Raw genomic sequence first — 22,790 nt, 5'->3', positions numbered from 1 at the left:
GCGGGGACAACGAAATGCTCGACCAGAACGCGATGGACGGATTCGAAGGTGACGTCCAACTCAACATGCAGCCCGGTTTCGCACCTATGGATCTCAAGGACTGGTTCGAGCCCTACAACGATTCCTGCGTTCCGGCCTTCGTGCTCTGATAACAGAAAACTTTGGGCCCGTACTTGTCCGTGGTTTGGAAGGCCGATGAAGGACGCTACGTCGTTTGCTCTGTGCGAGGGAATATGTCGGTACTGTCAGGTTGCGATCTAAGAGTTCCTCGAACGGCTGCCAGAAAAGTCAGGATCGGACTCTATTCTGACGCGTTTCCCTACCTGCCTGTGAAGTCAAGTTGGGGTGTAGCCAACCTGAACAAGCTCCTGGCCCATGTGCTAGTCCTTTATGAAGTCGTAGGTCAACGTATGACCAGATGGGGTGTTCTGATGATGGTGGCGGGGTTGCCGGTTTCCTACTACGCGTCCACTGCGAGTTGATCTCGGCACTGCCAGAAGCGACCCATTGCCGGCAAGTTGAGTTCTGTTGGCCATTCAGTCTTCGTCCGCGTTGCGCGTGTGTCGCGGAAGGAATGCTGCGGTCACGAGGGCGACGACTGCGATAACAGTGCCGACAGTGAATGCAGCGCGTGCTCCATCTGCGATGGAGGTAGCGTCGGTGCCGTCGGCGTTTGAGCTGAGAACCGCGATGAGTACTGCCAAACCGGCCGCGCCGCCGAGCTGCTGGATGGTGTTGAGTGCGGCGCTGCCGTGCGGAGCGAGAGCACTTGGAAGCGATCCCAGCGACATGGTGAAGAGAGCGACCCAGGCGAACGCTTGTCCGGCGCAGACGAACATGTAGGTGGCCAGGACTACCCACATCGAGGTGTTCTCGGTAAAGGTCGTCATGAACCACCAGCCGGCACTGACAACGATGGCTCCCGGGATAGCAAGCCCCCGGGCTCCGATGCGATCGTAGTAGCGGCCGACGAGGAGGGACACGATCCCGATCGTCGCGCCGCCGGGCACCATGAGCAGCCCGGTCTCCAACGAACCGAGTCCGAGGGATTCCTGCAGGATGAGAGGGAGCAGGGTGGCGAGACTGAAGGCGCCCATCACCAGGAACGTAAAGACGATAACGGGTCGCGCGAACCCGGCATGCATGAAGATCCGCATGTCCAGAACGGCCGCGTCACGGCGCTGCAGTCCGAGCTGACGCAATACGAATGCTGCGATTCCCGCCACGCCCAGCGGGACGGCGATCCAGAAGGCTGCTGAGAAGTGACCGCCGCTGGATTCGCCGGCACTCGCCAGTCCGTACACCAACGCGCCGAATCCGATCGCGGAGAGCACCAGCGACAGCGTGTCGAATCCGATGCGCCGCGGCGTAGTGAGGTTCGGCATCTTGATTGCCCCGATGAGGAGGCCGAGGACCGACAGCGGCAAGATGATGATGAACAGCCACCGCCAGGTCAGCTGCGACATCACCAGGCCGGAGAAGGCGGGACCGAGGGCGGGTGCGACGGCAGACACCGCAGTAACTAACGCCATCATCTGTCCACGACGAGACGGCGCAACAAGACCCATCGACGTCGTCATCAGCAGCGGGACCAACACCGCCGTACCGAGGGCCTGCACGATTCGGCCGGTGAGCAGTAGCGCGAAGCCAGGCGCCACGGCCGCGATTAGGGTGCCGAGGGTGAACAGACCGACGCTGACAATGAAGATCGTCCGAAGCTGGAACCGCTGCATGATGTACCCGGTGGTCGGGATGATCACCGCGAGGGTGAGGGCGTAGCCGGTGGTGAGCCACTGCCCGGTCGTAGCCGTGATGTTCAGGTCGTCCATAATTTGCGGCAACGCCACCCCGACCACCATCTCGGACAGGAACGCCACGAACGCCGAGAAGACCAGGACGGAGATCGCCAGAACCTCTCCCGAAGACAATCGTTTCGTTGGTGCCGGGCTGGTAACGATCGGGCCGGTAACCGCTCCTTGGGGATCCGCGATGATGCCGGCGGGCCCTGTTGCAGGGGCGGGGCGCGTGTCACTACTCATAAGCTGTTGACTCCAAGGTGCTCGTAAGATTCATCGGTTCGGGTCGGAATCCACAGGATTACCGCTTGGACAAAGCACCGCGCGATCGGAGAGCTTGTCGGTATTTCAGTCTTCACCTTCACACTAATGTGAAGGTCAAATCGGCTAAGCCCTAACGTTCCGATTTGTGTCGGCGTCGGCGCTCGAGTCCGTCGTCTTGGCGGGAAATCTCCGGTGCCTGGCGTGCGGCGGGCGCCACCAGCGGAGACAAGTTCGGTCGGTCAGCCCTCTTGTTTTAGGCAAGCGTCCGGGGTTTGACTGCCACCAGGATCAGGCCGCCGAGCACGGAGGCGAGGCCGCCGAGGACCAGGGCTGTCTGTACGCCGGCACCGTCGACGAGAAGCCCGCCAATGAACGCGCCGAGGGCGACCGCGACCTGGAACACACCTGTCTGCAGTCCGCCGATGCTTTCAAGGCGGCTCGGTTCGGCTCGTGCTAGCCAGGTCGAGATGACCGTCGGCAGGGCACCGAAACCGGCTCCCCACAGCGCGGCTGCAATGAAGAGCAGCACTGTGCTGCTGCCCATGTACACGAAGGCGATCATCGCCAGGCCGAGGACGAGCGGGAAGACCAGAGTCGCAGTGCGCAGGGTGCGGTCGGCGAGAGGTCCGGCGATCAGGTTGCCGCCCACAATTCCGAGGCCGTACACCAGGAGCAGGACAGCGAGCTGCTCGGGATCGAGTCCGCCGACCTCGGTCGCTGCAGGACGGATGTAGGTGAAGCCGGCGAAGTGACCGGCACCCATAAGGGCCATGGTGAACAGGCAGAGCAGCACCATGCGGGAGCGCAGTGTCTGAATGAGAGGCCGGAATCCGCTGGAGGGGCCGGTCACCATCGAAGGCAGGGCGATGAATTGGATGACCATGGCGATGATGCCGACGCCCGCGGCCAGAGCGAACACTGCACGCCAACCCCATATCTCACCAAGCAGCGTGCCGAACGGGACGGCGGCGACGGTAGCCAGGGTCACGCCCACGTTCACGATCGTCAGACCCAGACCGAGTCTTGATGCCGGAACCAGGCGCGCTGTGATGGAAATCGCAAGCGCCCAAAACCCGCCGATCGCGATGCCGAGCAGGACGCGGGCGGCCAGAAGGATCGGGTAGGTCGGCGCGATCGCCACAAGCACATCCGATACGACGGCAAGCGCCGAAAGGATGATCATCAGGTGCCGGCGGTCCATACGCGAGAGCACGACAGGGATAGTGATGCCGGAAACGGCTGCGACGATGGCGGTGATGGCGACGGACTGACCGGCCACACCCTCTGTCACCCCCAGATCCGCGGCAACCCGGGGAAGAAGACTCGCCGGCAGGAATTCGGCCATCACGAGGGCGAATACACCCACGCTCAGCGAGGCCACTCCCGCCCATGATGGTTTCTGCGTCGGGCCTGCACTGTCGGACCGTGATCCGTTATCGCCGGTCTCTTGGGTTGCTGTTGCTTCGTGAGAAGTCATTCGGTATTCATCCTGGCTTACGTGTGAGCGCGCATCAGTAGGTGCGCGTTGGTGCGTGGGGGAGTTGTGGGGACGTAGCGTCAGCTGTAGCAGGCACGGTTGATGGCGACGAGGAACTTGCCATCGGGCCTGCCGCCGGCGGCGATGTACCCGCCGATGGCGTCCATGGCCAGATCCCGGCGCTGGGGCACTCGCTCTTTCTCAGCGGCTGCCAGGAAGGCTGGCATCTCTTCGCGTCTACGATCTGTGCAGTAGACGGGGGCGCCGGGCTGCTGCCGCCAGGACTCGGCGAGGACACCGGCATCGACAGCGTCGAAGCCGGTCTGCTCAACCAGGGACATCGCAATGTTCCGGTGGTCGTCCTGGTCGGATGCCACCGGAATGGCTACCCGGCCTGCAGCCCCGGCCCCGGCGGCCTTCGCGTCGAACGACTGGGATGTGATGGCGTTCCAGGCTTTCGTGACGGGGCGGCCGAACAGCTCGGACAACCAGATGCTCTCGGGCTGCCCCTCAATAAAGGCGGGGACGATGCCGTCGCGGGCCGGATAGTAGTTGGACGTGTCGATGACGACCGCGGCCTGGGGTGCGCGCCGCACGTGGGCGGCGATGTCCTCGTTGCGGTTCATCGGGACCGAGACGATGAGGACATCGACGCCAGTGGCCGCTTCGGACGCCGTGACGGCTCGCGCGCCGGTGCTCAAGGCTGCGGCAGCAATCGTCTCCGGGCCGCGTGAGTTCGCGATCGATACGTCATGTCCGTGACGGCTGAGCCGCCGGGCAATGGTCGAGCCGATCGAGCCCGCGCCGATGATTCCGATCTTCATGTGTCTCCCAAGTGCGATATCTGTCCTTCCATCATCAACCTTGCCATTAGTGTGAAGGTCAAATCGGGGGTGTCACGTACCGGACGAGGAGGAAGGTAAAGCGGCCCACCGATACAACGACCTACACACGCATCAGGCAGGGTCGAGCTCGTGGAGGGCCCGGTATTGGCCTTGGAAGTACACCAGGGGATCAGGGTGTTCTTCAGGGGATGTTCCTAGTTCGATAACGCGTCCGAGCACGATGAGATGGTCGCCGGCGTCGTGCTCAGCCCAGATCGTGCAGTCGAGCCAGGCCAGGCTTTCAACCAGGACCGGGTTGCCCCGTGTTGTGGGGCTCCACCGGATGTCGGCCCATTTGTCCGTGCCTCGTCGAGCGAACTGGTTGGATACTGCTTCCTGGTCGCGCGAGAGGATGTTGACCGTGAAGGTTCCGGCGTCGCGGATCCTCGGGTAGGTGGTGGAGGTTTTCATGACGCTGAAGGACACGACCGGCGGGTCGACGGAGACACTGTAGAACGACTGGCAGGTGAACCCGATCGGCCCCTGGTCATCGTGACCGGTGATGATCGTGATGCCTGACGCGTAACGGCCCACCGTGCCACGGAAGAGACCCTGATCAATAATGTGGCTGGGGTTGTCGGTGGTTGTCGTCATTCGGCGTTATCCGCGAGTCGAGCGTCCAGGCCGTACTGGGCGGGGGCGTCGAGGTGATCACGGAGGGTGGTGCCTTCGTAGTCGTCGTGGAAGAGACCGCGCTCCTGGAGCAGGGGGACGACGGTATCGACAAAGGTGTCAATACCGTCCTCGTAGACGTCGATGGACACCCAGAAGCCGTCACAGGCGCCTGCCTCGAACCATTCCTGCATGTGGTCCGCGGTGACCGACGCCGGGCCTACCGGGGTGGGGTGGTAGTCGATGACCCCGTGGGCGAGGATATCGCGGAGGGTCCATCCTTCGCGGGCGACTTCCAGAGTCCGTGGGGAGCGGGGATCGAAAGGGCTGGGTCGGGCTGCTGCCAGCTGAGCGGGCCTGAGTGGCTCGTCGATCTGGCTCGCATCGAGAGTCAGTCCCAGCATGGAGCCGAGATAGGGAACGAGGGCGGGGGCGGCTTGGTCTCCGAGGGCTACACGGCGGTCCAGTGCCGCCCGCTTGGTGGCGGCGATGGCCGGCATCACTCCGGCGATGAATTTCACCTCGTCAGGGTTGCGTCCGGCCTTACGCGCTGCATCCCGGACGGCTTCGCGCTGGGCGCGCGCGTCCTCAATGGTGAACACGGCGCCGATGACGGCGCTGGCGTACCGACCGGCGATCTCGAGGCCGTTCGCGCCTCCGCCGGCCGAGAAGACCACAGGTTGGCCCTGCTCCGATGGCGGTATGGGCAGCGGACCGCGAGACGCGACATATGTGCCCTGCAGGTTGATGGCCTCGATCTTCTCCGGATCGATGAACCGAGCGTTCGTCGTGTCCCTGATCCAGGCATCCTGCTGCCAGCTACCCCAGAGAGCCTGGGTGATCTGGATGGTCTCGTGCGCCCGCTGGTAACGCTGCGGCCGGGGCGCGATCTCCTGCCCGAAGTTCGCGGCGGACGCAGGGTCGCTGGTCGTCACAGCGTTCCACCCGGCCCGGCCATGACTCATCACATCCAGGGCCTTGAACTGGCGAGCGAGGTTGTAGGGCTCGTTGAAGGTCGTCGAGCCGGTCGCTACCAGACCGATGCGCTCGGTCGCGCGGGCTATGGCCGCCAGGGTCAGCATCGGTTCCAGGGTGAGCATCGGCGCCTCCTGCACGCCATCTGCCTTGTAGGCCAGGAAGTCCGGCAGGAACAGGAACGCGAACTTGCCCCGTTCGGCGGCCTGGGCGTAGCGCACCTGCGCGTCGAAATCGGTGTAATTGGCCGGGTCCACGCCCGCGGCACGCCAGGCCGACCCGTGGGCGCCGTACCCGTTACCGAGCTGCAGGCCGAGGATCATTTTTGGAGAGGAGGAGGAAGTCATCTACCCATCGTGCAACCTTCTCACTAGTGAGAAGGTCAAATCGTGCCCCTGCTGCTACGCCGGCTGGCGTTCGGTGACGATGCTGCTCTTGCTGCCGGCGGCGGCCTCCAGGGCCTGGACGTAGCGGGTGATGGCGTCCCGGTTCTGCGAAAGGACGTCGATCTTGTGCGTCATCCGGTCCCGCTCCTGCCGCAGAATTTCCAGGAGTTCCGGGTCAGCGTCGTCGACGACGACGGTCTGCGGCTGGTTCAGGCACGGCAGGATGTTGCCGATGATCCTGGTCGGGATACCCGAGTCGATGAGCCCGCGGATTTTCGCCACGCGGTCAACAAGGTATTCGTCATACTCCCGGTAACCGTTGTCGAGGCGGCGCGGTGTCACCAGGCCCTGCTCCTCGTAGTAACGGAGCATCCGAGCCGGCACTCCGGACCTTTGTTCCAATTCGCCTATACGCATGCCCGCTCCTTCGATCGTGACCAGATCTGCACCAACCTTCACACTAGTGGAAGGCTAACAGGGTGAGCTACCCGGATCGGAGTCGGAAGCAGTATCTGCGTCCAGCGATGAGCCTTTACAGCTAACCGCGTATTCGACTGATTCCAGCGGTGGTACCGAGTTGTCCGCGGACCCGCTGGTAGGTTTCGCCGAACGTCGCCTGGTGACCGGCGTCGGTAAGTTCGGCCCATCCGTCGAAGGCGGCGCGGACTGCTATCCCAGCGAATTCGGTCACGAGGCGTGCTTCCTCGGGCTCACCTCGCCCTCAAAAGCGTTTCCGTCAACCCGGCGAGGCTCGGACAAGCTGCGCTGGGTGACCCTGTTCCGTCCACAGAGTTGGGGGCAATTCGGGTTATCCACAGCTGGATTGGGAGCCCCTGGATTAGCTCCCAGAGCAGCAGTAGCGGTGGATAACCCATGAGAATCGTCCCTGACTGTGGGCGGCGACGGACCTTAAGCCTCGCAGTGGACCACTTTACGTTCCTATTTCTGGGGCCCGAGCCTATGCCCTTGTGCGAGGTTGGGGTGTGCTTCATCTTGGAGTCGGCCACGGCCGGGAAGGGGAAAGCCCTCGACCGGAGCGGGTCGAGGGCTTTCCCCATGTGCAGTGTTGCGGAGGAGATGGAGGTCTACGGCTTGGAATTCTTCGTCTGGATCCCGCCGCGTGGAGCATCGAAGAGCAGGTGCTCTCCTTCCAGCACTTCGGGGTCTGCCGGTGCGACGGTGGCACGCGGGCCCTTGCTGCCGGTCTCGGGGAGCGTGAAGTAGACGATGAGGGAGAGGGTGACAATGGCGATCATGTAGTACGCAACGAACATGGGCTGTCCGGCGCCGACGAATGCAGCGGCGATAAGTGGTGCGGTGCCACCGAAGACGGCGATGACGATCTGGTGCGCGAAACCGATGCCTGCTACCCGGACTGAGGCCGGGAACAGCTCGGCCTGGATTGTCGGGTAAACGGCCTGCCAAATACCGAGAACTACCCACCCGGATGCCGAAACCAGAACGTATACCCAGAAGCCTGGCTGGTTCAGCAGCAGGAGCAAGGGGTAGAAGAGCACGATCATGCCGATGGCGCCGATGATGGGGAAGATCTTGCGTCGGCCGAGGCGGTCCGAAAGGTATCCACAGACCGGCACGATGACCACGAGCAAGGCCAGCCCGATAACACTCCCGGCCAGGGTGGAGGACAGGTCCCGGCCGGTGGTCAGCTTGGCGTAGGTGGGGAGGAACGTGGCCCAGGTGTAGTAGGCCACGGCCGGGGCAGAGAGTGCCGCTGCCTGGAGCAGGGCCTTCGGGTGTTCGCGGAGCAGGTCCTTCAGGCGCGCCCAGGCGGACTTTTGATCGACGAGGGCAGCTGCCTCAAACTCAGGGGTCTCATCCGAGCGGGCCCGCAGGATGAGACCGGCGACGCCGAGGACGCCGCCCACAACGAAGGGGATGCGCCACCCCCAGGCTGCGAGTTCGGCGGGAGCAAAGGATGATGTCACGATCGCGGCCGAACCGGTCGCGGCGAGGGTCGCGAGGCCGCTTGCCATGTTGGAGAACGAGCCGAACAGGCCTCTCCGGTTCGCGGGAGCGTGTTCGACCATGAACGCGATGGCGCTCTGCTGCTCGGTGCCGGCCGAGATTCCCTGGAGGATGCGTGCAACCAGAAAGAGAACAGGTGCTGCGTAGCCGATCGTCGCGAATGAAGGGGTGAGGCCGATGATCAGAGAGCCGAGCGCCATCCCGGAGATGGACAGCGTCAGGATGAGCCGGCGGCCGTAGCGGTCGGCCAGCGGCGAAATGATGATTCCGCTGAGCGGGCGTACAACGAAACCGACCGCGTAGGTGAGTAGCGCTGCGACAAGGGACGCGAACGGGTTCTCGCTTGGGAATATCTGTCCCGCGAACACCGCTGCCAGGAGCCCGTAGATGTACCAGTCGTACCACTCCACAAAGTGGCCGATCGTGCCTGCCACCATGTTGACGGAGCGCCGGGGCGGCTCCGGCACTTCCGGAAATTCAGAAGGGCCCGAGCTGTCGAGCGCATTTTTTGAGGTCTTCATTGAACTCTCCATTTTTCACGTTTGCTGAGGAGGGGTTAGGGATTGAACCGGAGGCAATCAGTCCTCCGGCTTTTCACCGGAGCCAATAAGATCGATTGCTGAGATCGGTTGCAGAGATCGGTTGCAACAAACACTACGGGCGACAAACAAGGCTTGTCAACGTTTTTTGTGAGCCACGTCGCACCTTCTGGCTTTGCCGTCTCTGGGGGAGGGCACACGCTTTGTCCTCGGGAGGCAGACGCGCGGCCTCGGCCGGATCTAGGAGTGGTGTGGCCCGTTCATGCTGAGAGCTGTAAGAGCGGCCGGCGTGGAACTGGCCGAAATGAGCTGGTCTGCTGGTTCAATCATCACCCCTCCGCCGGAAGGGGTGCCTCGTTGTTGTAGTCCACGAACCGGGCTCCGGACCACGCGCATTCCAAGTTCCCGTAGACGGACCAGTATTCCTCCCAATGGGAAAGTTTCCACTGGTCCCGTTCCAGGCCGCGGCGGGCAATCCGGTCCCGCAGAAGGTCCTGGGGGACCCTCACCCGCACTACCGTGGTCACAGACGGTGGCCAGTTGAACTTTTCTGCCGCACGCGTCAGGAAATCCGGTTCGTCGAAGTAGGCTCCGAAAGGGGCATCGAGCACGACGGACCTGCCCAGGCGCAGGTTGGCCCCGGCCACGTCCATGAGTGTCTCGTACTCGAGGGGGAGCAGGTTGTCGCGATAGTAGTCGTTGGACTCCCGGTCGGTGGGGTCGTGTCCGGTCGCCTTCAGCGCGAACTCGACGAAGCGTCCGCATACCCGGTCCTTGTCCAGGTATGCCGCGTTGTTTTCTTTTGCTGTTTTCTGCGCAACCGTCGTTTTCCCTGAGCCGGCCGGACCAATAACAATAAAGACGCTGGGGACTGTCATCGGCGGGCCTCTGCCACTGCTGACAGGAACTCCTCGGCGGCTTTGGTGACGCGGGTAAAGTCGCCGTCCGGCTGCCATGCTTTGGTCACGTAGCTGCCGACGCCGACACCTGCTACGCCCGCCGCGAACCATTCGCCTACGTTTTCTACGGTTACCCCGCCTGCCGGCATGATCGGCAGATGGGCAAGCGGGGCGAGCACGGACTTGGCATAGGGGATGCCGCCGGCCTCGGTGGGGAAGAGCTTGAGGATGTCAGCGCCCGCCTCGGCGGAGTTAACAAGCTCAGTGGGTGTGTAGGCCCCGCTGATGGTGGGTATCTGGTACCGGTTTGCTGTCCGGATCATTGCCGGGTTCAGCTGGGGACTGACCAGGAACTCAGCCCCGGCGCGGATGCACTCGTAGGCCGAGTGCTCGTCCAGCACCGTTCCGGCTCCGATCGCTACTCCATTCGAGCTATGCCTGGCCGAAAGCCGACGGATCACATCGACGGCTCCAGGGATCGAGAGCGTGATTTCAAGGGCGCGGAAGCCTCCGGCGATGGCAGCTTCGGCAACACGTTCTGCGACCTCAGCGTTCTCGAGGCGGACGATGAGGACGGCGCCTGATGCGTCGATGGTCTGCAGGGTGCGAAGTTTCTTGTACATGGCTGGCCTTTCTCGGGGCCCAGGCGGGACGATGCTCCTTGTTACCTGGGCCACTGTTGAAGTGTCGTTGACAAACTCTCCCACCATCCATACTGTTATTGCAACCGATCTCAGCAATCGATCTCATACTTAGCAAAGGGGCTGGCAGATGAGTGGACCACGCACGATCATTCTTGGTGCTTCCCATTGGCATGTTCCGCTGTACGTCCAAGCGATTGCCGAAGTGCATCAGGTCGTCGGTGTCAGCGACGAGGACGTGTCCCTCGTCCGGGGGCTTGCCGATGGCTGGGGGGCTCCGGTGGAAGCTGACTGGCGGAAGCTGGTTGACCTTCCCGATATTGGGCTGGCCTACGTTTTTGGCCCCCATAGCGGGATGGCCGAGAAGTGTCATGCCCTGATCGAGCGTGGGATTCCGTTTGTGGTGGAAAAGCCGCTGGGAACGTCCCTTGCCGAACTTACTGCGGTGCGCAAAGCCGCCGATGCAGCCGGTGTGGCCGCTACCGTCCCGCTGATCCAGCGGGGCGGTCCCGCCGATCGGTGGCTCGCCAAGGCTGGCAGGCCAACGTATCAGCGAATCTCTTTTATTGCCGGACCGCCCTCTCGCTATCTCGATAACGGCAATGCGTGGATGCTGGACCCGGCCAAGGCGGGCGGAGGGTGCCTGGCGAACCTGGGTCCACACTTCGTGGACCTGTTCCTGCAGGGCTGTGACGAGACCTCGGTTCGTGTGCAGTCCCGGCTTTCGTCAACGTTGCACGGGGGAGATGTGGAGGACCACGCCTGTCTCATCCTCACTACGCCGGAGGGACGGGAAGCCATCGTGGAGGTTGGCTACGCATTCCCGGGTTCGCCGTTGAAGCGTTACTGCAGCTACACGTCTGTTGGTGAGGCAGGATACGCCTCGGTTAACTCGGATGGTTCTGCTACTTTCACCGCAGCCGATGGGACCACGGAGAGCGCCAGGATCGACGTGGACAGCGACCCTCTCTACGATCCGTTCGTGCGGCGCGTCGCCCAGACGCTGGAAGATGGATTCCAGGGCTTGCCTACACTGGCCCAGCTCGAAGACGTCATGCGCCCCATTTGGCAGGCCTATGACGACCAGCACGGAGGAAGAGAACATGCCTGATCTGAGTATCGACGTCGTTGCAAAGGCCGCCGGTGTCCACCGGTCCACGGTCTCCCGGGCATTCTCCCGCCCGGAAGCGGTGAAAAGTGAAACCCGCGAGCACATCCTCCGGGTCGCCGAGGGGCTGGGCTACACGATGAGTCCACTCGCCCAGGCGCTTCGCAGAAAGACCAGCACCTTCATCCCGCTGATCGTCCCTGACATCACCAACCCCTTCTTTGCAGAACTTGCCAAGACGATGACGCAGGCGGCGGACGAGCGCGGCTACCAGCTGCTGCTGTGCGTCACCAATGGTGACCCTGCCAAGACCGACGGGTACTTCACCGCCATGCAGGCCATGTATGCCCCCTTTGGGATCGTCGCGCCTTCCACGAAGGTCGATACCGAGGCGCTGAAACGCTTCGCTTTTGGCCACAAGGTGGTGGTGATCGACCGGGTGGAAGGCGACGATGCGGTCCCAACTGTCACCGTCGACAGCCGCCGCGGAATCATGCTGGCGCTGGACCACCTGCATTCTCTGGGGCACACGTCGATCGGCTACGTTTCCGGCATCGCCGGAACGCACACCGCCCAGGACCGGATGGACGCGTATCTGGAGCTGTCCGCTGAGAGCGGCAGCGCACCTGTGGTGCTGGACAGCGGGTCAGATCTGGATGCCGGCACGCGAGGGGCCGAACATTTCCTCGAGATGGAGAATCCGCCGACCGCCATCATCGCGGCAAATGACATGGTGGCATTTGCCGTCATCTCGGCCCTCGGCCGAAGCGGCGTGCGCGTACCGGAGGACGTGTCGGTCATCGGTTTCGACGGTCTGGCTTTGGGGGCCCGGTTCAATCCTCCCCTCACGACCATCCGGCAACCCATCGCCGACATGGGACACATCGCCATCGAACTGGCCGAGAAGCAGAACATCGACGGCTCCGTGGACCACATCGTCCTCGAACCTGAACTTCTGGTCCGCAGCTCCACCTCAGGACCACGCACATGACCGCGCAGATTAACGGCGCCCCGGCAGAAACACTGCGGCGGCTGCCGGGGCTCCAGCACACCGACCACGTCGGCCTGACCGTCCCCAACCTCGAGGAAGGCATCCGGTTCTTCGTCGACGTGCTCGGGGCCGAGGAACTGTACCGCTCAGAGCGGGGTCCCGACGAAGAATTCATGCCCACAAACTTCGACGTCCCGGCAGATGCGAAACTCACGCTCGCCATGCTGCGCCTGCCCCCGAACCTCAATATTGAACTCTTCGAGTGGAGCAGCGCTGAGCGGCGCGAAACCCCGCCACGGCATTGCGATGCCGGCGGACACCACCTGTGCTTCGTCGTGGACGACGTCGATGAAGCGATCGCCGTGCTCCTTGAAACGCCTGGGGTACGGGTGCTCGGTGAGCGCAAAGAAGTCTCAGGCGACAGTCCGCGCGTGGCGGGCAACCGCTGGACATACTTCACAACCCCCTGGGGGCTGCTGATGGAAATCGTCGACAGGTCCCGCGTCGCATCTCCACCCAGGCTCGTCGGTCCAGCGGACTGGACAGCCACACACGACACTTTCAGTAAGGACAATCAACCATGAGGCTTGCAGGTCACACACTCGGAACCCCGGACCACACGGTTCCCCAGGCACTAGCGCTCTTCAAAGCCGCCGGCCTCGACGCCGCGGAAGTTATCTACCAGGACGACTACCTCTCAGGGCTGCCTCTGGGAGACCGGCACGCCGCGATGGAGGCGTTGAAGGCTTCCGACAGCGAAGGCATCCCGATCGTAGGCCTTACGCCCTACACCACAGCCATCAACGCACTCGATGACGCAGAGTGGCGCGGCGCGGTCGATGAATTCCGCGGCGCCATTGAAACCGCGCACATGGTCGGGGCCGACCGGGTCCGCGTCTACGCCGGATCCTGGCATGCCGGAGACTCCGACCACGCACGCCGATGGGCAAAACTCGTGGATGCGCTGCAAACCCTTGCACCCGAAGCTGAACAAGCAGGCGTACGGCTGTGCGTTGAGAACCACTTCGGCACAATGACCCAGTCCGCAGCCGAAACCGCAGCCCTGGTCCGCGAAATCGCCCACCCGGCCATCCGCGTTCTCTACGATCAGGCGAACCTGACATTCACCCACGACGAAAAGTTCGAACAGGCCCTCGCCGTCCAAGGTGACCTGATCGGCCACGTGCACGTGAAAGACCTTGTCTTCACCGATCCCAACGCCGCCTTCCGCGCAACGGAAACAGCGCGCGTCAACGCTTCCGAGCGGGCCGTACGGTCCCGCGTTGTAGGAAGCGGCGTCGTTCCCTGGCCCCAAATTCTCTCCGGGCTGGTGCAGCACGGCTACGACGACGTGCTCAGCATCGAACTTGAATACCGCTGGCACCGGCAAGACCTTCCCAATCCCGAGGACGGGTTCAGGGAATCAGTCGATGTCCTGCGCGCCATGCTCTCTGATCCCGCTCACGTAAGGAACGCCCGATGAACACCAACCGCCTCCGCGTCGGCGTCATCGGCGCCGGAAACATCGCCACCATTGCCCAATTGCCCACACTCGTCCAACGCGATGACGTTGAGCTGGCCGCCCTGGTGTCCCGCCGTGAGGACCCGGGCAACCTGGTGAGGCGCTGGGGCTTCGGCACCGCATACAAGTCCGTCGAGGAGATGCTGGACTCACAGGATCTGGATGCCGTCTTCGTCCTCACACCCCGGTCCGAACACGCCCACGCGGTCCAACTGTGCCTGAACCGCGACGTCGACGTCTTCTGCGAAAAGCCCCTGGCCCCGGCCACTGAGGAGGCAGAACGCCTCGCGGACTTGGCCGATGAGCGCGGCCGCATCCTGATGGTCGACTTCAACCGCCGCTATGCCCCCGTCTACACCGCCGGCCGTGAGCTGTTTGGCGCGAAAGGCGCTACCTTCTGCGTCGCGCAAAAGAACCGCCCGGGATCGGAATACCGCGCAACGTTCGAGAACGCCATTCACATGGTCGACCTGCTCCGCTGGTACTGCGGCGGCGAGCCCGTGGACGTGGCCGCACACGCAGCCGGTGATGACCCCTGGGAGGAAGACGGCGTAGCAGCCATGATCCGCTTCAGCACAGGCAACACCGGAGTGCTCATGGCAGCCCGGACAGCAGGTGCCTGGAGTGAAAAGCTCGACGCCTACGGCGCCGGCAAGACCGTGGAAGTCAGGGCACCGGAAACGGTCTCGACCACTGTCCAGGGAGTCACCACCTCACGGGAGCTCAGCGCCGAGGCCTACGGCTGGGCCACAGCGACCGATACGCTCGGCTTCTCAGCAGCAGTCCACCATTTCCTGGACCGGGTCGCCGACAGGGCCCAGCCACTGACCTCCGGCCGCGACGCCGTCCATACACAGCGGCTGCTCGACCGGATCCTCGCCGCCTCCGGACTGCCCACAGAAGAACAAGAAGGCCGGCAATGGGCAAGCCACGCCACCAGCGCGAACAACAGCTAGTCAGCACCGGCACGTGCGCCACCCTGAGCCAGGGGATTGCAGACAACAGGCTTCAACAGTGCGGCAGAAGGTCGGGCACGGAGCGACGCCCACTGAAGCAGCCGCGCCCGGAGCCATGGCACACCCTTTGGGAAACACCTCAAGTAAGGACCTAGAAAGATGAAACGAGCAGACCAAGTCGTTCTGGTGACCGGATCAAGCGGCGGAATCGGCGATGCAGTCGTCAGCGCACTCACAGCCGAAGGGGCCCTCGTCATAGGTACCGACCATGGCCCAAAGGAGGGCCAGGAACTGGCCGGCTTCTTGTCATCGAAGTCGTCCAGGTCCGCGTGGCTCCCGATATCTTGCAGGACAGGCTGCGCAAGCGAGGCCTCGAGCGCGACCCTGCCAAGCTCGCACAGTGGGACGAGTACTGGGCTGAGCACGGCGACCAACTCTGCTCCTGGACAGATGTTCCAGTGACGGAGCTGGGTGCACCGCGCAAACGGGCGAACCCGATGATCAGCGGAACGACGACGCTCATCGCGCACCTGGGATATCCCACGCACACGTTCAAGTCGTCTCTGATCTGCAACCCATGGTTTGAAACGCACGCGATCGATGCAGTCGTCGTCCCCATGGGGATCAAACCGGAGGACTACCCCGACTTCTTCCGCTCCGTCTTCACGCTAACCAACATCCGAGGTGCGCTTGTCACCATGCCGCACAAGGTGGTCACCATGAACCTCGTCGACGAGGTCAGCCCAACTGCCCAGATCGCCGGTGCCACCAATGCCGTCCTCAGGCGAGATGACGGATCACTGTTGGCCGAGCAGTTCGACGGAGCAGGCTTCGTCCGCGGCGCCCTGCGCAAAGGATTCGACCCTCACGGCAAGCGGGCCCTGGTCGTCGGCAACGGCGGCGTGGGCTCGCCGATCGCCGCCTCACTGGCCGGCCTCGGACTTGCCGGCATCGGCTTGTTCGACCCCGATACAGGTGCCTCCGACGCGCTCGCCCAGCGCATCAGCGCGCACTACCCTGACGTGCAGATCGCCATGGGGTCCAAAGATCCCGAGGGCTACGACCTGATCGTCAACGCCACCCCGCTCGGCATGAGGGACGGTGACCCCATGCCTGTCGACATCGACCGGATCACGCCCGGCTCCTATGTCGGGGACGTCGTGCTGAAGGCCGGAATGACCCCATTCCTGCAGGCCGCCAAGCAGAAGGGATGCACAGTTCAGGTGGGCAGCGACATGCTGTTCGAGATGATCCCCGCTTACCTCGAGTTCTTCGGATTCGGCACTGCGACAGCCGAAGAACTGCGCATAACAGCGCAACTGCCCTTATGAAGAAAGGCCTCCGTGACGATGAGGTGGTTGTGAGTCGACCCAAGGCATCCCTCAACCGACAAAGATCCTTTGCGGCATGACCGCTCGAAGCCGGCCTCGGGTGGCCACCCCGATAGTGGTGGCTTACTCGGTTCCGGCGATCGTCCTAATTTGCATTTCTCGGAGAGGGCACGCGCCGCTCTCACGCGCTGGTATCAGAATAGAGCGAAATTCCGCTTCCCTGACAGTGGCTCCATGATGTTCTCAGAATCCACCCTGACAGTCGCCGGAAGTTCGAAAACACGGAAAGCCCATGGAGTTGCGCATCTTATGAAGTCCATTTCGGGCAATGGGCGGCCCATGTCACCTGATGTAACTGGTCGGACGTCGGAGAACAACCCAGAGCTCCACCCCACAGGCCGAGTCCTCCCACGTCAGGCCGCTCCGACGTCAGGTTTGGGTGTAGCTCAGGCTGACGGGAAGGTCAGAGAACACGCTGGCAGCAGCCGGGGTGCTGGAGGCGTTGGGGTGGAGTTCCTTGGCGTCCTTCGGCGACTGGGTCTGCTGAAATGATTCGGCTAGCTGGTCGTTGCTTGTAAGGCAGCACCCACAACGCCCGCAGAGTTTTCCAAGCTGGCCGGGATAACCGGGGCACGTAGTGACAGGTGTGGCAGATATTCGTTGCTGCATGCCGAAATTCCCCCACCGAGGATGATCAGGTCAGGTGAGAAGAGGAACTCCACATGTGACAGGTACTGTTGCAGGCGATCGGCGTACTCCATCCAGCTAAGGCCTTCATTTTCGCGGGCGATGGCCGATGCCCGGGATTCTGCTTTGCAGCCGTCGATCTCCAAATGGCCCAGCTCGAAATTGGGTACAAGCTTTCCATCAACTATGAGTGCTGATCCGATGCCCGTTCCCAATGTTAGAACCAGGACAACGCCGTGTTTGTCCTTCCCCACGCCGTAATGGGTTTCCGCCATACCAGCTGCGTCCGCGTCATTCACCACGCAAACAGGTCGACCAAGACGTTCCCGCAAGTAAGCCTGAACATCCAGTCCGATCCAGCTGTCGTCCATGTTTGCTGCCGACAAGGCCACTCCGTGTTGAACTACCGAGGGGATAGCGACCCCGACAGCAGAGTCGGTATGCCCAAGGCTTTCGGATCCCAGCTCATCGATGAGCCGGGACAGGGTGTCTGCGACTGCATCGACCGTGCCGGAGGCAGGTGTCCGGAGTTGACGGACGCCGCCGACCGGGGTGCCGCTACTCATGCTGATGATTGCACCCTTGATCCACGTCCCGCCGACATCGATTCCTATCCGAAAACCTAGTCCGGACGGCACGTCGGTGATAGCGGTTGAGGATCGTGTCATCACGTTTCCTTTGCATAGTTATGGAGGCATGGCCGAGGCGTTGTTCAGGTATTTCTTCGTGCTGCTCGGTTCGGCGGCATAGCAAGGAGGTGCCTCCCGGCGCCTGGGCGCCGGGAGGCTGGTTTCAGTGCCCGGTACGGCTACGCCTGGAGCCAGACAGTGGTCGCTGCGGGCAGAGAATTTGCCTTGAGTGGCGAACTGGAGACCAGAACCTCACCGGCGGGCAGCTCGACGGTTTCTGCGCCGAAGTTCGTCACCGAGGTCCAGCCGTTGGGGCGCCGGAAGGCCACCACGTCGGTCCGGCCGGTCTCCAGCCATTCCAGCGCTTCGGCGGTCTGCAGCTGTGACCGCAGGGCCAGCGCCCGGCGGTACAGGGACAGGGTCGAGTCCTCCTGCCCTTCCTGGGCCTCCACTGAGTAGCCGGCAAACCATTCCGGCTGCGGCAGGTGGGCGCCGCCCGACCCGAAACCGAACGAGTCGCCCGAGGCTGTCCAAGGCAACGGGACACGGCAGCCGTCGCGGCCAATTTCCACGCCTTTGTTGCGGAAAAAGGCCGGATCCTGGCGCTCTGCGTCGGGAATTTCGCTGCCGACTTCCTGCAGGCCCAGTTCCTCACCCTGGTACAGGTACGCGGAGCCTGGAAGGGCGAACATCAACAGCGAGGCGGCGCGGGCGCGGCGCAGGCCCAGTTCGACGTCGACATCCTCCTGCTTGCCGCCTGCGAGCAGCCACTGCTTGCCGGCCTCGCCGGACATGATCTCCCCCTCTGCCGAAGGCCCGGACACGGGAAGGCCGTAGCGGGTGGCGTGCCGGACGACGTCATGGTTGGAGAACACCCACGTGGAGGAAGCGCCGGAGGCCTCAGCCTCGGCGAGGTTCTTGGTGATGATTTTCCGGAACTGGGCGCCGTCAAAGTCTGCCTGCAGCAGGTCGAAATTGAAGGCCTGGCCCAGCCCCTCCGGGCTGGCGTAGCGGGCGCGGCGGTCCGCGTGCACCCAGGCTTCGGCAACGGCAGTGCGCGGCGGGTTGTATTCGTTGAAGAGCTTGCGCCACTCCGCGTAGATCTCGTGGACTTCATCGCGGTCCCAGTACGGATGCGAGCCGGCAAGGTAAAGCGCCTCGCCCTGGGCTTCGAGGTCTGCCTTGGTGGGCAGGGACTCCTCGAGATTCTTAGTCAAGGCATGGGCGACGTCGATGCGGAAACCGTCCACGCCCCGGTCGGACCAGAAGCGCAAGGTCGTCAGGAAGTCTTCACGGACCTCGGGGTGGTCCCAGTTAAAGTCCGGCTGTTCCTTCGCGAAGATGTGCATGTACCACTGCCCTGGGCTTCCGTCCGGTTCTGTGATGCGCTCCCACGCCGGGCCCCCGAACACGGAGTCCCAGTCCGACGGCGGCAGTTCACCGTTTTCGCCGAGTCCGTCGCGGAAGATGTAGCGGTCGCGGGCAGGGGACCCCTTAGGCGATGCGAGGGCTTCCTGGAACCACTCATGGCGGTTCGAGGAGTGGTTGGGCACGATGTCCACAATCAGCTTGATGCCGGCGTCCTGAAGGGCCGAAGCCATGGCGCCGAAGTCCTCCAGCGTACCGAGCCGCGGATCAACGTTACGGTAGTCGTCCACGTCATAGCCGCCGTCGGCGAGCGCTGAGGGGTAGAACGGGCTCAGCCAGACCGCGTCGATTCCCAGGGACTTCAGATACGGGACCTTGGCGGTGATGCCGTTGATGTCACCGATGCCGTCACCGTTGGAATCAGAGAAACTGCGGGGGTAGATCTGGTAGACCGAGGCCTGGCGCCACCAGTTGGGGTCGGCCATGCGCTCGGATTTTGAGGTGTTTGCCGGAGTGGCGATGGTGGACAACGGTATGATCCTTTTTCTTATTGTTGTGCGTTGTTGCTGGTGATTTGGTTATTTCACGGCCCTGCGTATTACTCCGGAAAGGTGGCACACCGTGGGGCCGCTTCCAACCCATCCCATGCCGTCTTCGGCCGGCGGCTGGATGTGGCCCCACGGTGCGTTTTGAAGGAGCGGGCCTAGCTCACCGTGACTACCGGTGGCTAGGGCCGTCGGCTACTGGTTCCGGATACCGCACTGAGCAGGTGCGTGGCATTGTCGTATCGGAATGTAACGGAACCGCCTGGGTGGTCCAGCACGATGGTTGAGCCATTGCGTACCCCGTCTGCTCCGTAATTTTCATCCCAGTTGCCGTTGAGCGCGGCCTTATAGTCGTACCGCCCGGCTGGCAGGTCCACGGTGAGGCGCGTCTCCCGGGCATCTTTGGGACCGACCGGATGGAAGGGCCGGAACAGTGTCTGCAGTCAGTCAAGCGGTTTGGCGTCGGGAATCGAGTTGATACGTGTAGCCAAAAGGGACTGCATTGCTGAGGCCGACGACGAAGTGTCCGTCTCCGAGCCGGGTCACCAAGATGCCGTGCGTCCGTTGCCGCCTGGCGCTCTCGATCATCCGGTCCACCGCCGCAGTGATGCAGCGGTCCATGGAAGCCCCGTCGCGGACCTTGATATCGATGGGTTCCACATCTTGCATGTTCATGACTTGCTCACCTCGCTGGGTCGGATAAGTAGGGCGGTATAGCCCTGCCCGGCACCGGTCTCAACTCGCCCGCGAGAGCAATGGCCACTCGTACTGCATCGAGTGCGAAGGCTAGGCGCCTTCGTCAGGGCGTTGCATCCGACAGCATGCCGTCAGCATGGCGCATCCTCCACTAGCGGGCTTGTGTAGTTCCCGGAAGGCTTGGGGGAGCCATCACTTTGGGACGTGGTTTCGGTTTCAGGCTGCCTGTGTAGCCATTGCTGTCAGGGGCGTCGCGTCGTCCGGGGCAAGGATACTGAGCCTGTAGTCGGACTGGAACGGATCGATGCGGGCCGGTAGGTGGTGGGACTTGGAGCAGGCCTGGAGTTCTTCCAGCGCGTCGGGCTCGATGCGGGCCCGGGTCATATCAAGCTCCAGGGTCATGCCCGCGGTGAGCGAGTTGGCGCGCTTCATGACGTCGTACAGGCCGTGGACGCTTTTGGACGTCACATGGCCCTGCGCGGCAACCTGGGCCGTTGCGCAGTCGAGGTCCACCCGGACCAGCAGCCGAAGCTTGTCTGTCGTCACGAAAATTTCTCCGCTCTATGTCGGGGGCCACAACGCTGTGGCGCCCCGGACAACCACAGACCAAATGTGATCCAAGCAACACATCGGCTGGCTTTGGATTTTCGCCGCTGTCGAGGCTGGAAAAGGGTCTGGCTGGAGAGCTGAAAGCCCCAGCGATGACCCCTTCTCGGCCGCTACTGGTAAGCGTGCATATTCGATTCCGAACTATTCGTGCCTGCGGACAACGGCCGCAGGCAGCGATGATTCCGAGAGGTGGTGGCTGGATAGGAACCAGTCCGACAGCCACCTGTCCCGCCGGTTGAGGCGGTGGTACGTTCGGGAGACTTAGGCATCTTGTGTCACGCACTCGAGGTAGTCATGGCCAACCTCATCGGATATGCCGTGTTTTATCCAGAGGCCAGGATGCGGACCGGCAGATGGGTGCTCTACTACCGACTAGGCGTGACCGGGTCCTCGCTCGGCTTGGAGGAGACGCTCGACAGCGGGCGCTGGCCAAGGTGCTCGGAGTAGAACGCTTCTCGCGCCCGCTGTTTCTCGACGGTGAAGCTTTGCCGCAACTCCGGAGACACCTGTTCAAGCAGAGCGTCCAGCGGAACAGACTTGCCGTACTCCGTCCAGGTCTCGAAGTGCACCCAATCCCCGCTGTTGCCCTGGGCGAGTTCGCCGTCGTGCGGCTCGATGTCGAAGAACACCCGCACGTGCTCGGGACGGGCATCGGGTGGACCTTCGCCGCGGCTGCCAAGATCGAGGGAGATCCCGCTCGGGTGGGAGACTCGGATGACTATGCAGACGAAGATTGTCTCAGTCGGGTGGCGCAGCGCCTTCTCCATCCCCGACGGGAGTTCCTCCGCCAGCCGGTCGCGGATGACGGCTTCCAACTTGGCCAGGCGCTGATCGAGGATGCCGCGATGTGCCCACGCAGTGATGAGCCCCATCAGTGCGCCAATGATCAGGCCCTGTACGAGGTTTCGCGCCATGCGCCTGAGTAGTCCGCTTGCGACGGCTTCGCGGAACACGCTACTGAGAGTGGCTGGTAGCAGGCTTCTCGATTCAGCGCTGACAACCGCCCCCGAAACCCCACTCGTTACTGCAGCGGGCGGAAGCTGGTGACTGGGAGGCGTCACAACCCCGCCGATGCGGAATACGCTGACGACTGTTGACTTGGTTCCCCCGGCGATCACCGTCTGCGGTCCACCTCCCGGGTAGGACTTCGGCAGTCCCGGGGCAGCGCTGCTTTCGGGCTGGGCACGTACGGCGCCTGAGATGGTTGACGTGCCGGCCGGCACTTCGAAGACATAGACGTTGACGACCGGGTTTCCGGGTACGGGTGCGCCTCTGTGCGTCTTGGCGGGCCAGGCGCGAGGAAGCGCCCCGACATCGCGAATTGCCCATTCTCCCTTGGCAGCAACTGACTTCGCGTAGGCCTCCGCTTCTGCTCGCGACTCAAAGAGATGATCGAACCACAGGCCATCGGGCCGTTGGGGTCCCGCTACTCGCACGCCGTAGGTCACTTTCTTGGTGACGGAGAAGAACCCGCGTTCCAGATCACCACGATCTGCCGGGATGTTCGCTGCAGGTCCACTTGGCTGACGCTGAAGACGTGCCGAACCGATCAGCCCGCTGACAGCTCGGTTACCTGCAGCACGCTGCAACGCCAGCACAATCCCAGTGGCGACTTCTCGTCCGGGCGCGCTCTCGGCCCTGCCACACCGCGACGTGCGAACGGTCTCCGAACCGGCATCGGCCTTCTGATGGATGTTTCCCATGGCTAGCTCCCGCATTAGGCGTCTTAAGCTTGACACAAGGGACGGGCGAGTCCAACTGAGTATTGCTCGTTCGATTGCGCTCCACGTGAAGTTGCTCTAGCTGCTCCTCCGCGATCGCCGTCGCGAGCTCTGCGAGTCCCCGGGCCACCGTGGCGGAGGAGCGCACGCCGCACAGAACTAAGCGGC

22 protein-coding genes and 1 pseudogene are annotated in these 22,790 nt (G+C 63.0%); 8 read left to right on the top strand and 15 right to left on the bottom strand.

The window, feature by feature from the left end; all coding sequences use genetic code 11:
- Window positions 1-14: 14 nt before the first annotated feature.
- Window positions 15-149, top strand: coding sequence for a hypothetical protein (locus tag CXQ90_RS22815; protein WP_258064370.1), 135 nt, complete (start codon window positions 15-17; stop codon window positions 147-149).
- Window positions 150-536: 387 nt separating this feature from the next.
- Here the strand turns inward: CXQ90_RS22815 and CXQ90_RS05380 are convergent, their stop codons facing one another.
- The 10 genes from CXQ90_RS05380 to CXQ90_RS05340 form a co-directional block, all read right to left on the bottom strand.
- Complete coding sequence (locus CXQ90_RS05380) at window positions 537-2,039, bottom strand: DHA2 family efflux MFS transporter permease subunit (protein WP_104137559.1); 1,503 nt, start codon at window positions 2,037-2,039, stop codon at window positions 537-539.
- A 274-nt stretch (window positions 2,040-2,313) separates the two neighbouring features.
- A complete protein-coding gene (locus tag CXQ90_RS05375; protein WP_104137557.1) occupies window positions 2,314-3,537 on the bottom strand; it encodes an MFS transporter in 1,224 nt (407 codons plus the stop codon).
- Window positions 3,538-3,617: 80 nt separating this feature from the next.
- Window positions 3,618-4,361, bottom strand: coding sequence for an NADPH-dependent F420 reductase (locus CXQ90_RS05370; RefSeq protein WP_104137556.1), 744 nt, complete (start codon window positions 4,359-4,361; stop codon window positions 3,618-3,620).
- Between the two features lie 132 nt (window positions 4,362-4,493).
- The gene (locus CXQ90_RS05365; RefSeq protein WP_104137554.1) at window positions 4,494-5,015 is read right to left on the bottom strand and encodes a flavin reductase family protein; all 522 of its coding nucleotides are present in this window, start codon (window positions 5,013-5,015) and stop codon (window positions 4,494-4,496) included.
- Entirely contained in the window at window positions 5,012-6,355 is a 1,344-nt protein-coding gene (locus CXQ90_RS05360; RefSeq protein ID WP_104137553.1) for an NtaA/DmoA family FMN-dependent monooxygenase, read from the bottom strand. Before CXQ90_RS05360 ends, CXQ90_RS05365 begins: the two co-directional genes overlap by 4 nt.
- A gap of 54 nt (window positions 6,356-6,409) precedes the next feature.
- Window positions 6,410-6,811, bottom strand: coding sequence for a MerR family transcriptional regulator (locus CXQ90_RS05355; RefSeq protein ID WP_104137551.1), 402 nt, complete (start codon window positions 6,809-6,811; stop codon window positions 6,410-6,412).
- A gap of 121 nt (window positions 6,812-6,932) precedes the next feature.
- Window positions 6,933-7,085, bottom strand: coding sequence for a hypothetical protein (locus tag CXQ90_RS22270; protein ID WP_181038431.1), 153 nt, complete (start codon window positions 7,083-7,085; stop codon window positions 6,933-6,935).
- A gap of 394 nt (window positions 7,086-7,479) precedes the next feature.
- Window positions 7,480-8,901, bottom strand: a complete 1,422-nt coding sequence (locus CXQ90_RS05350; RefSeq protein ID WP_104137549.1) for an MFS transporter — start codon at window positions 8,899-8,901, stop codon at window positions 7,480-7,482.
- Window positions 8,902-9,248: 347 nt separating this feature from the next.
- Window positions 9,249-9,797 carry an AAA family ATPase gene (locus CXQ90_RS05345; RefSeq protein WP_104137548.1) on the bottom strand — a complete coding sequence of 183 codons (549 nt, stop codon included), beginning with the start codon at window positions 9,795-9,797 and terminating at the stop codon, window positions 9,249-9,251.
- Window positions 9,794-10,441, bottom strand: coding sequence for a bifunctional 4-hydroxy-2-oxoglutarate aldolase/2-dehydro-3-deoxy-phosphogluconate aldolase (locus CXQ90_RS05340; protein ID WP_104137546.1), 648 nt, complete (start codon window positions 10,439-10,441; stop codon window positions 9,794-9,796). Before CXQ90_RS05340 ends, CXQ90_RS05345 begins: the two co-directional genes overlap by 4 nt.
- A 148-nt stretch (window positions 10,442-10,589) precedes the next feature.
- Here CXQ90_RS05340 and CXQ90_RS05335 point away from each other — a divergent pair, with 148 nt between their 5' ends.
- The 7 genes and pseudogenes from CXQ90_RS05335 (at window position 10,590) to CXQ90_RS05305 (ending at window position 16,367) form a co-directional block, all read left to right on the top strand.
- Window positions 10,590-11,570, top strand: coding sequence for a Gfo/Idh/MocA family protein (locus CXQ90_RS05335; protein ID WP_104137545.1), 981 nt, complete (start codon window positions 10,590-10,592; stop codon window positions 11,568-11,570).
- Window positions 11,563-12,558: a LacI family DNA-binding transcriptional regulator gene (locus CXQ90_RS05330; RefSeq protein WP_104137543.1), complete on the top strand. Its 996-nt coding sequence runs from the start codon at window positions 11,563-11,565 to the stop codon at window positions 12,556-12,558. Before CXQ90_RS05335 ends, CXQ90_RS05330 begins: the two co-directional genes overlap by 8 nt.
- Window positions 12,555-13,142, top strand: a complete 588-nt coding sequence (locus CXQ90_RS05325; protein WP_181038430.1) for a VOC family protein — start codon at window positions 12,555-12,557, stop codon at window positions 13,140-13,142. Before CXQ90_RS05330 ends, CXQ90_RS05325 begins: the two co-directional genes overlap by 4 nt.
- On the top strand, window positions 13,139-14,041 hold the full coding sequence (locus tag CXQ90_RS05320) for a sugar phosphate isomerase/epimerase (protein ID WP_104137542.1): 903 nt from the start codon (window positions 13,139-13,141) through the stop codon (window positions 14,039-14,041). Before CXQ90_RS05325 ends, CXQ90_RS05320 begins: the two co-directional genes overlap by 4 nt.
- Window positions 14,038-15,036 carry a Gfo/Idh/MocA family protein gene (locus CXQ90_RS05315; RefSeq protein WP_104137540.1) on the top strand — a complete coding sequence of 333 codons (999 nt, stop codon included), beginning with the start codon at window positions 14,038-14,040 and terminating at the stop codon, window positions 15,034-15,036. Before CXQ90_RS05320 ends, CXQ90_RS05315 begins: the two co-directional genes overlap by 4 nt.
- A 159-nt stretch (window positions 15,037-15,195) precedes the next feature.
- A pseudogene (locus tag CXQ90_RS05310) lies at window positions 15,196-15,345 on the top strand (SDR family NAD(P)-dependent oxidoreductase); the annotation flags it as partial.
- Between the two features lie 20 nt (window positions 15,346-15,365).
- Window positions 15,366-16,367, top strand: coding sequence for a shikimate dehydrogenase (locus CXQ90_RS05305; RefSeq protein ID WP_258064369.1), 1,002 nt, complete (start codon window positions 15,366-15,368; stop codon window positions 16,365-16,367).
- A gap of 557 nt (window positions 16,368-16,924) precedes the next feature.
- On the opposite strand, the gene ppgK is transcribed toward CXQ90_RS05305, so the two are convergent.
- From ppgK to CXQ90_RS22610, 5 genes are all read right to left on the bottom strand, one after another.
- On the bottom strand, window positions 16,925-17,722 hold the full coding sequence (ppgK, locus tag CXQ90_RS05300; RefSeq protein WP_104137539.1) for a polyphosphate--glucose phosphotransferase: 798 nt from the start codon (window positions 17,720-17,722) through the stop codon (window positions 16,925-16,927).
- Between the two features lie 140 nt (window positions 17,723-17,862).
- Window positions 17,863-19,581 carry a glycoside hydrolase family 13 protein gene (locus CXQ90_RS05295; protein ID WP_104137537.1) on the bottom strand — a complete coding sequence of 573 codons (1,719 nt, stop codon included), beginning with the start codon at window positions 19,579-19,581 and terminating at the stop codon, window positions 17,863-17,865.
- 462 nt (window positions 19,582-20,043) lie between these two features.
- Window positions 20,044-20,271, bottom strand: a complete 228-nt coding sequence (locus CXQ90_RS05285; protein ID WP_104137535.1) for a hypothetical protein — start codon at window positions 20,269-20,271, stop codon at window positions 20,044-20,046.
- A 237-nt stretch (window positions 20,272-20,508) separates the two neighbouring features.
- Complete coding sequence (locus CXQ90_RS05280; protein ID WP_104137534.1) at window positions 20,509-20,838, bottom strand: hypothetical protein; 330 nt, start codon at window positions 20,836-20,838, stop codon at window positions 20,509-20,511.
- Window positions 20,839-21,266: 428 nt separating this feature from the next.
- Window positions 21,267-22,604, bottom strand: coding sequence for a hypothetical protein (locus tag CXQ90_RS22610; RefSeq protein ID WP_219816635.1), 1,338 nt, complete (start codon window positions 22,602-22,604; stop codon window positions 21,267-21,269).
- Window positions 22,605-22,790: the final 186 nt, after the last annotated feature.

This window comes from Arthrobacter sp. ZGTC131, assembly GCF_002929275.1.
Taxonomy (GTDB): domain Bacteria; phylum Actinomycetota; class Actinomycetes; order Actinomycetales; family Micrococcaceae; genus Arthrobacter.
This window is presented reverse-complemented; position numbering and strand designations above follow the sequence as displayed.

What these genes read in the sequence shown, in the direction of transcription:
- CXQ90_RS05345 (WP_104137548.1), bottom strand. Translation starts at nt 9,797, where the DNA reads ATGACAGTCCCCAGCGTCTTTATTGTTATTGGTCCGGCCGGCTCAGGG.
- CXQ90_RS22610 (WP_219816635.1), bottom strand. Translation starts at nt 22,604, where the DNA reads ATGGGAAACATCCATCAGAAGGCCGATGCCGGTTCGGAGACCGTTCGC.
- CXQ90_RS05285 (WP_104137535.1), bottom strand. Translation starts at nt 20,271, where the DNA reads ATGAACATGCAAGATGTGGAACCCATCGATATCAAGGTCCGCGACGGG.
- CXQ90_RS05365 (WP_104137554.1), bottom strand. Translation starts at nt 5,015, where the DNA reads ATGACGACAACCACCGACAACCCCAGCCACATTATTGATCAGGGTCTC.
- CXQ90_RS05375 (WP_104137557.1), bottom strand. Translation starts at nt 3,537, where the DNA reads ATGACTTCTCACGAAGCAACAGCAACCCAAGAGACCGGCGATAACGGA.
- CXQ90_RS05315 (WP_104137540.1), top strand. Translation starts at nt 14,038, where the DNA reads ATGAACACCAACCGCCTCCGCGTCGGCGTCATCGGCGCCGGAAACATC.
- CXQ90_RS05380 (WP_104137559.1), bottom strand. Translation starts at nt 2,039, where the DNA reads ATGAGTAGTGACACGCGCCCCGCCCCTGCAACAGGGCCCGCCGGCATC.
- CXQ90_RS05370 (WP_104137556.1), bottom strand. Translation starts at nt 4,361, where the DNA reads ATGAAGATCGGAATCATCGGCGCGGGCTCGATCGGCTCGACCATTGCC.
- CXQ90_RS05350 (WP_104137549.1), bottom strand. Translation starts at nt 8,901, where the DNA reads ATGAAGACCTCAAAAAATGCGCTCGACAGCTCGGGCCCTTCTGAATTT.
- CXQ90_RS22815 (WP_258064370.1), top strand. Translation starts at nt 15, where the DNA reads ATGCTCGACCAGAACGCGATGGACGGATTCGAAGGTGACGTCCAACTC.
- CXQ90_RS05335 (WP_104137545.1), top strand. Translation starts at nt 10,590, where the DNA reads ATGAGTGGACCACGCACGATCATTCTTGGTGCTTCCCATTGGCATGTT.
- ppgK (WP_104137539.1), bottom strand. Translation starts at nt 17,722, where the DNA reads ATGACACGATCCTCAACCGCTATCACCGACGTGCCGTCCGGACTAGGT.
- CXQ90_RS05360 (WP_104137553.1), bottom strand. Translation starts at nt 6,355, where the DNA reads ATGACTTCCTCCTCCTCTCCAAAAATGATCCTCGGCCTGCAGCTCGGT.
- CXQ90_RS05320 (WP_104137542.1), top strand. Translation starts at nt 13,139, where the DNA reads ATGAGGCTTGCAGGTCACACACTCGGAACCCCGGACCACACGGTTCCC.
- CXQ90_RS05330 (WP_104137543.1), top strand. Translation starts at nt 11,563, where the DNA reads ATGCCTGATCTGAGTATCGACGTCGTTGCAAAGGCCGCCGGTGTCCAC.
- CXQ90_RS05355 (WP_104137551.1), bottom strand. Translation starts at nt 6,811, where the DNA reads ATGCGTATAGGCGAATTGGAACAAAGGTCCGGAGTGCCGGCTCGGATG.
- CXQ90_RS05340 (WP_104137546.1), bottom strand. Translation starts at nt 10,441, where the DNA reads ATGTACAAGAAACTTCGCACCCTGCAGACCATCGACGCATCAGGCGCC.
- CXQ90_RS05325 (WP_181038430.1), top strand. Translation starts at nt 12,555, where the DNA reads ATGACCGCGCAGATTAACGGCGCCCCGGCAGAAACACTGCGGCGGCTG.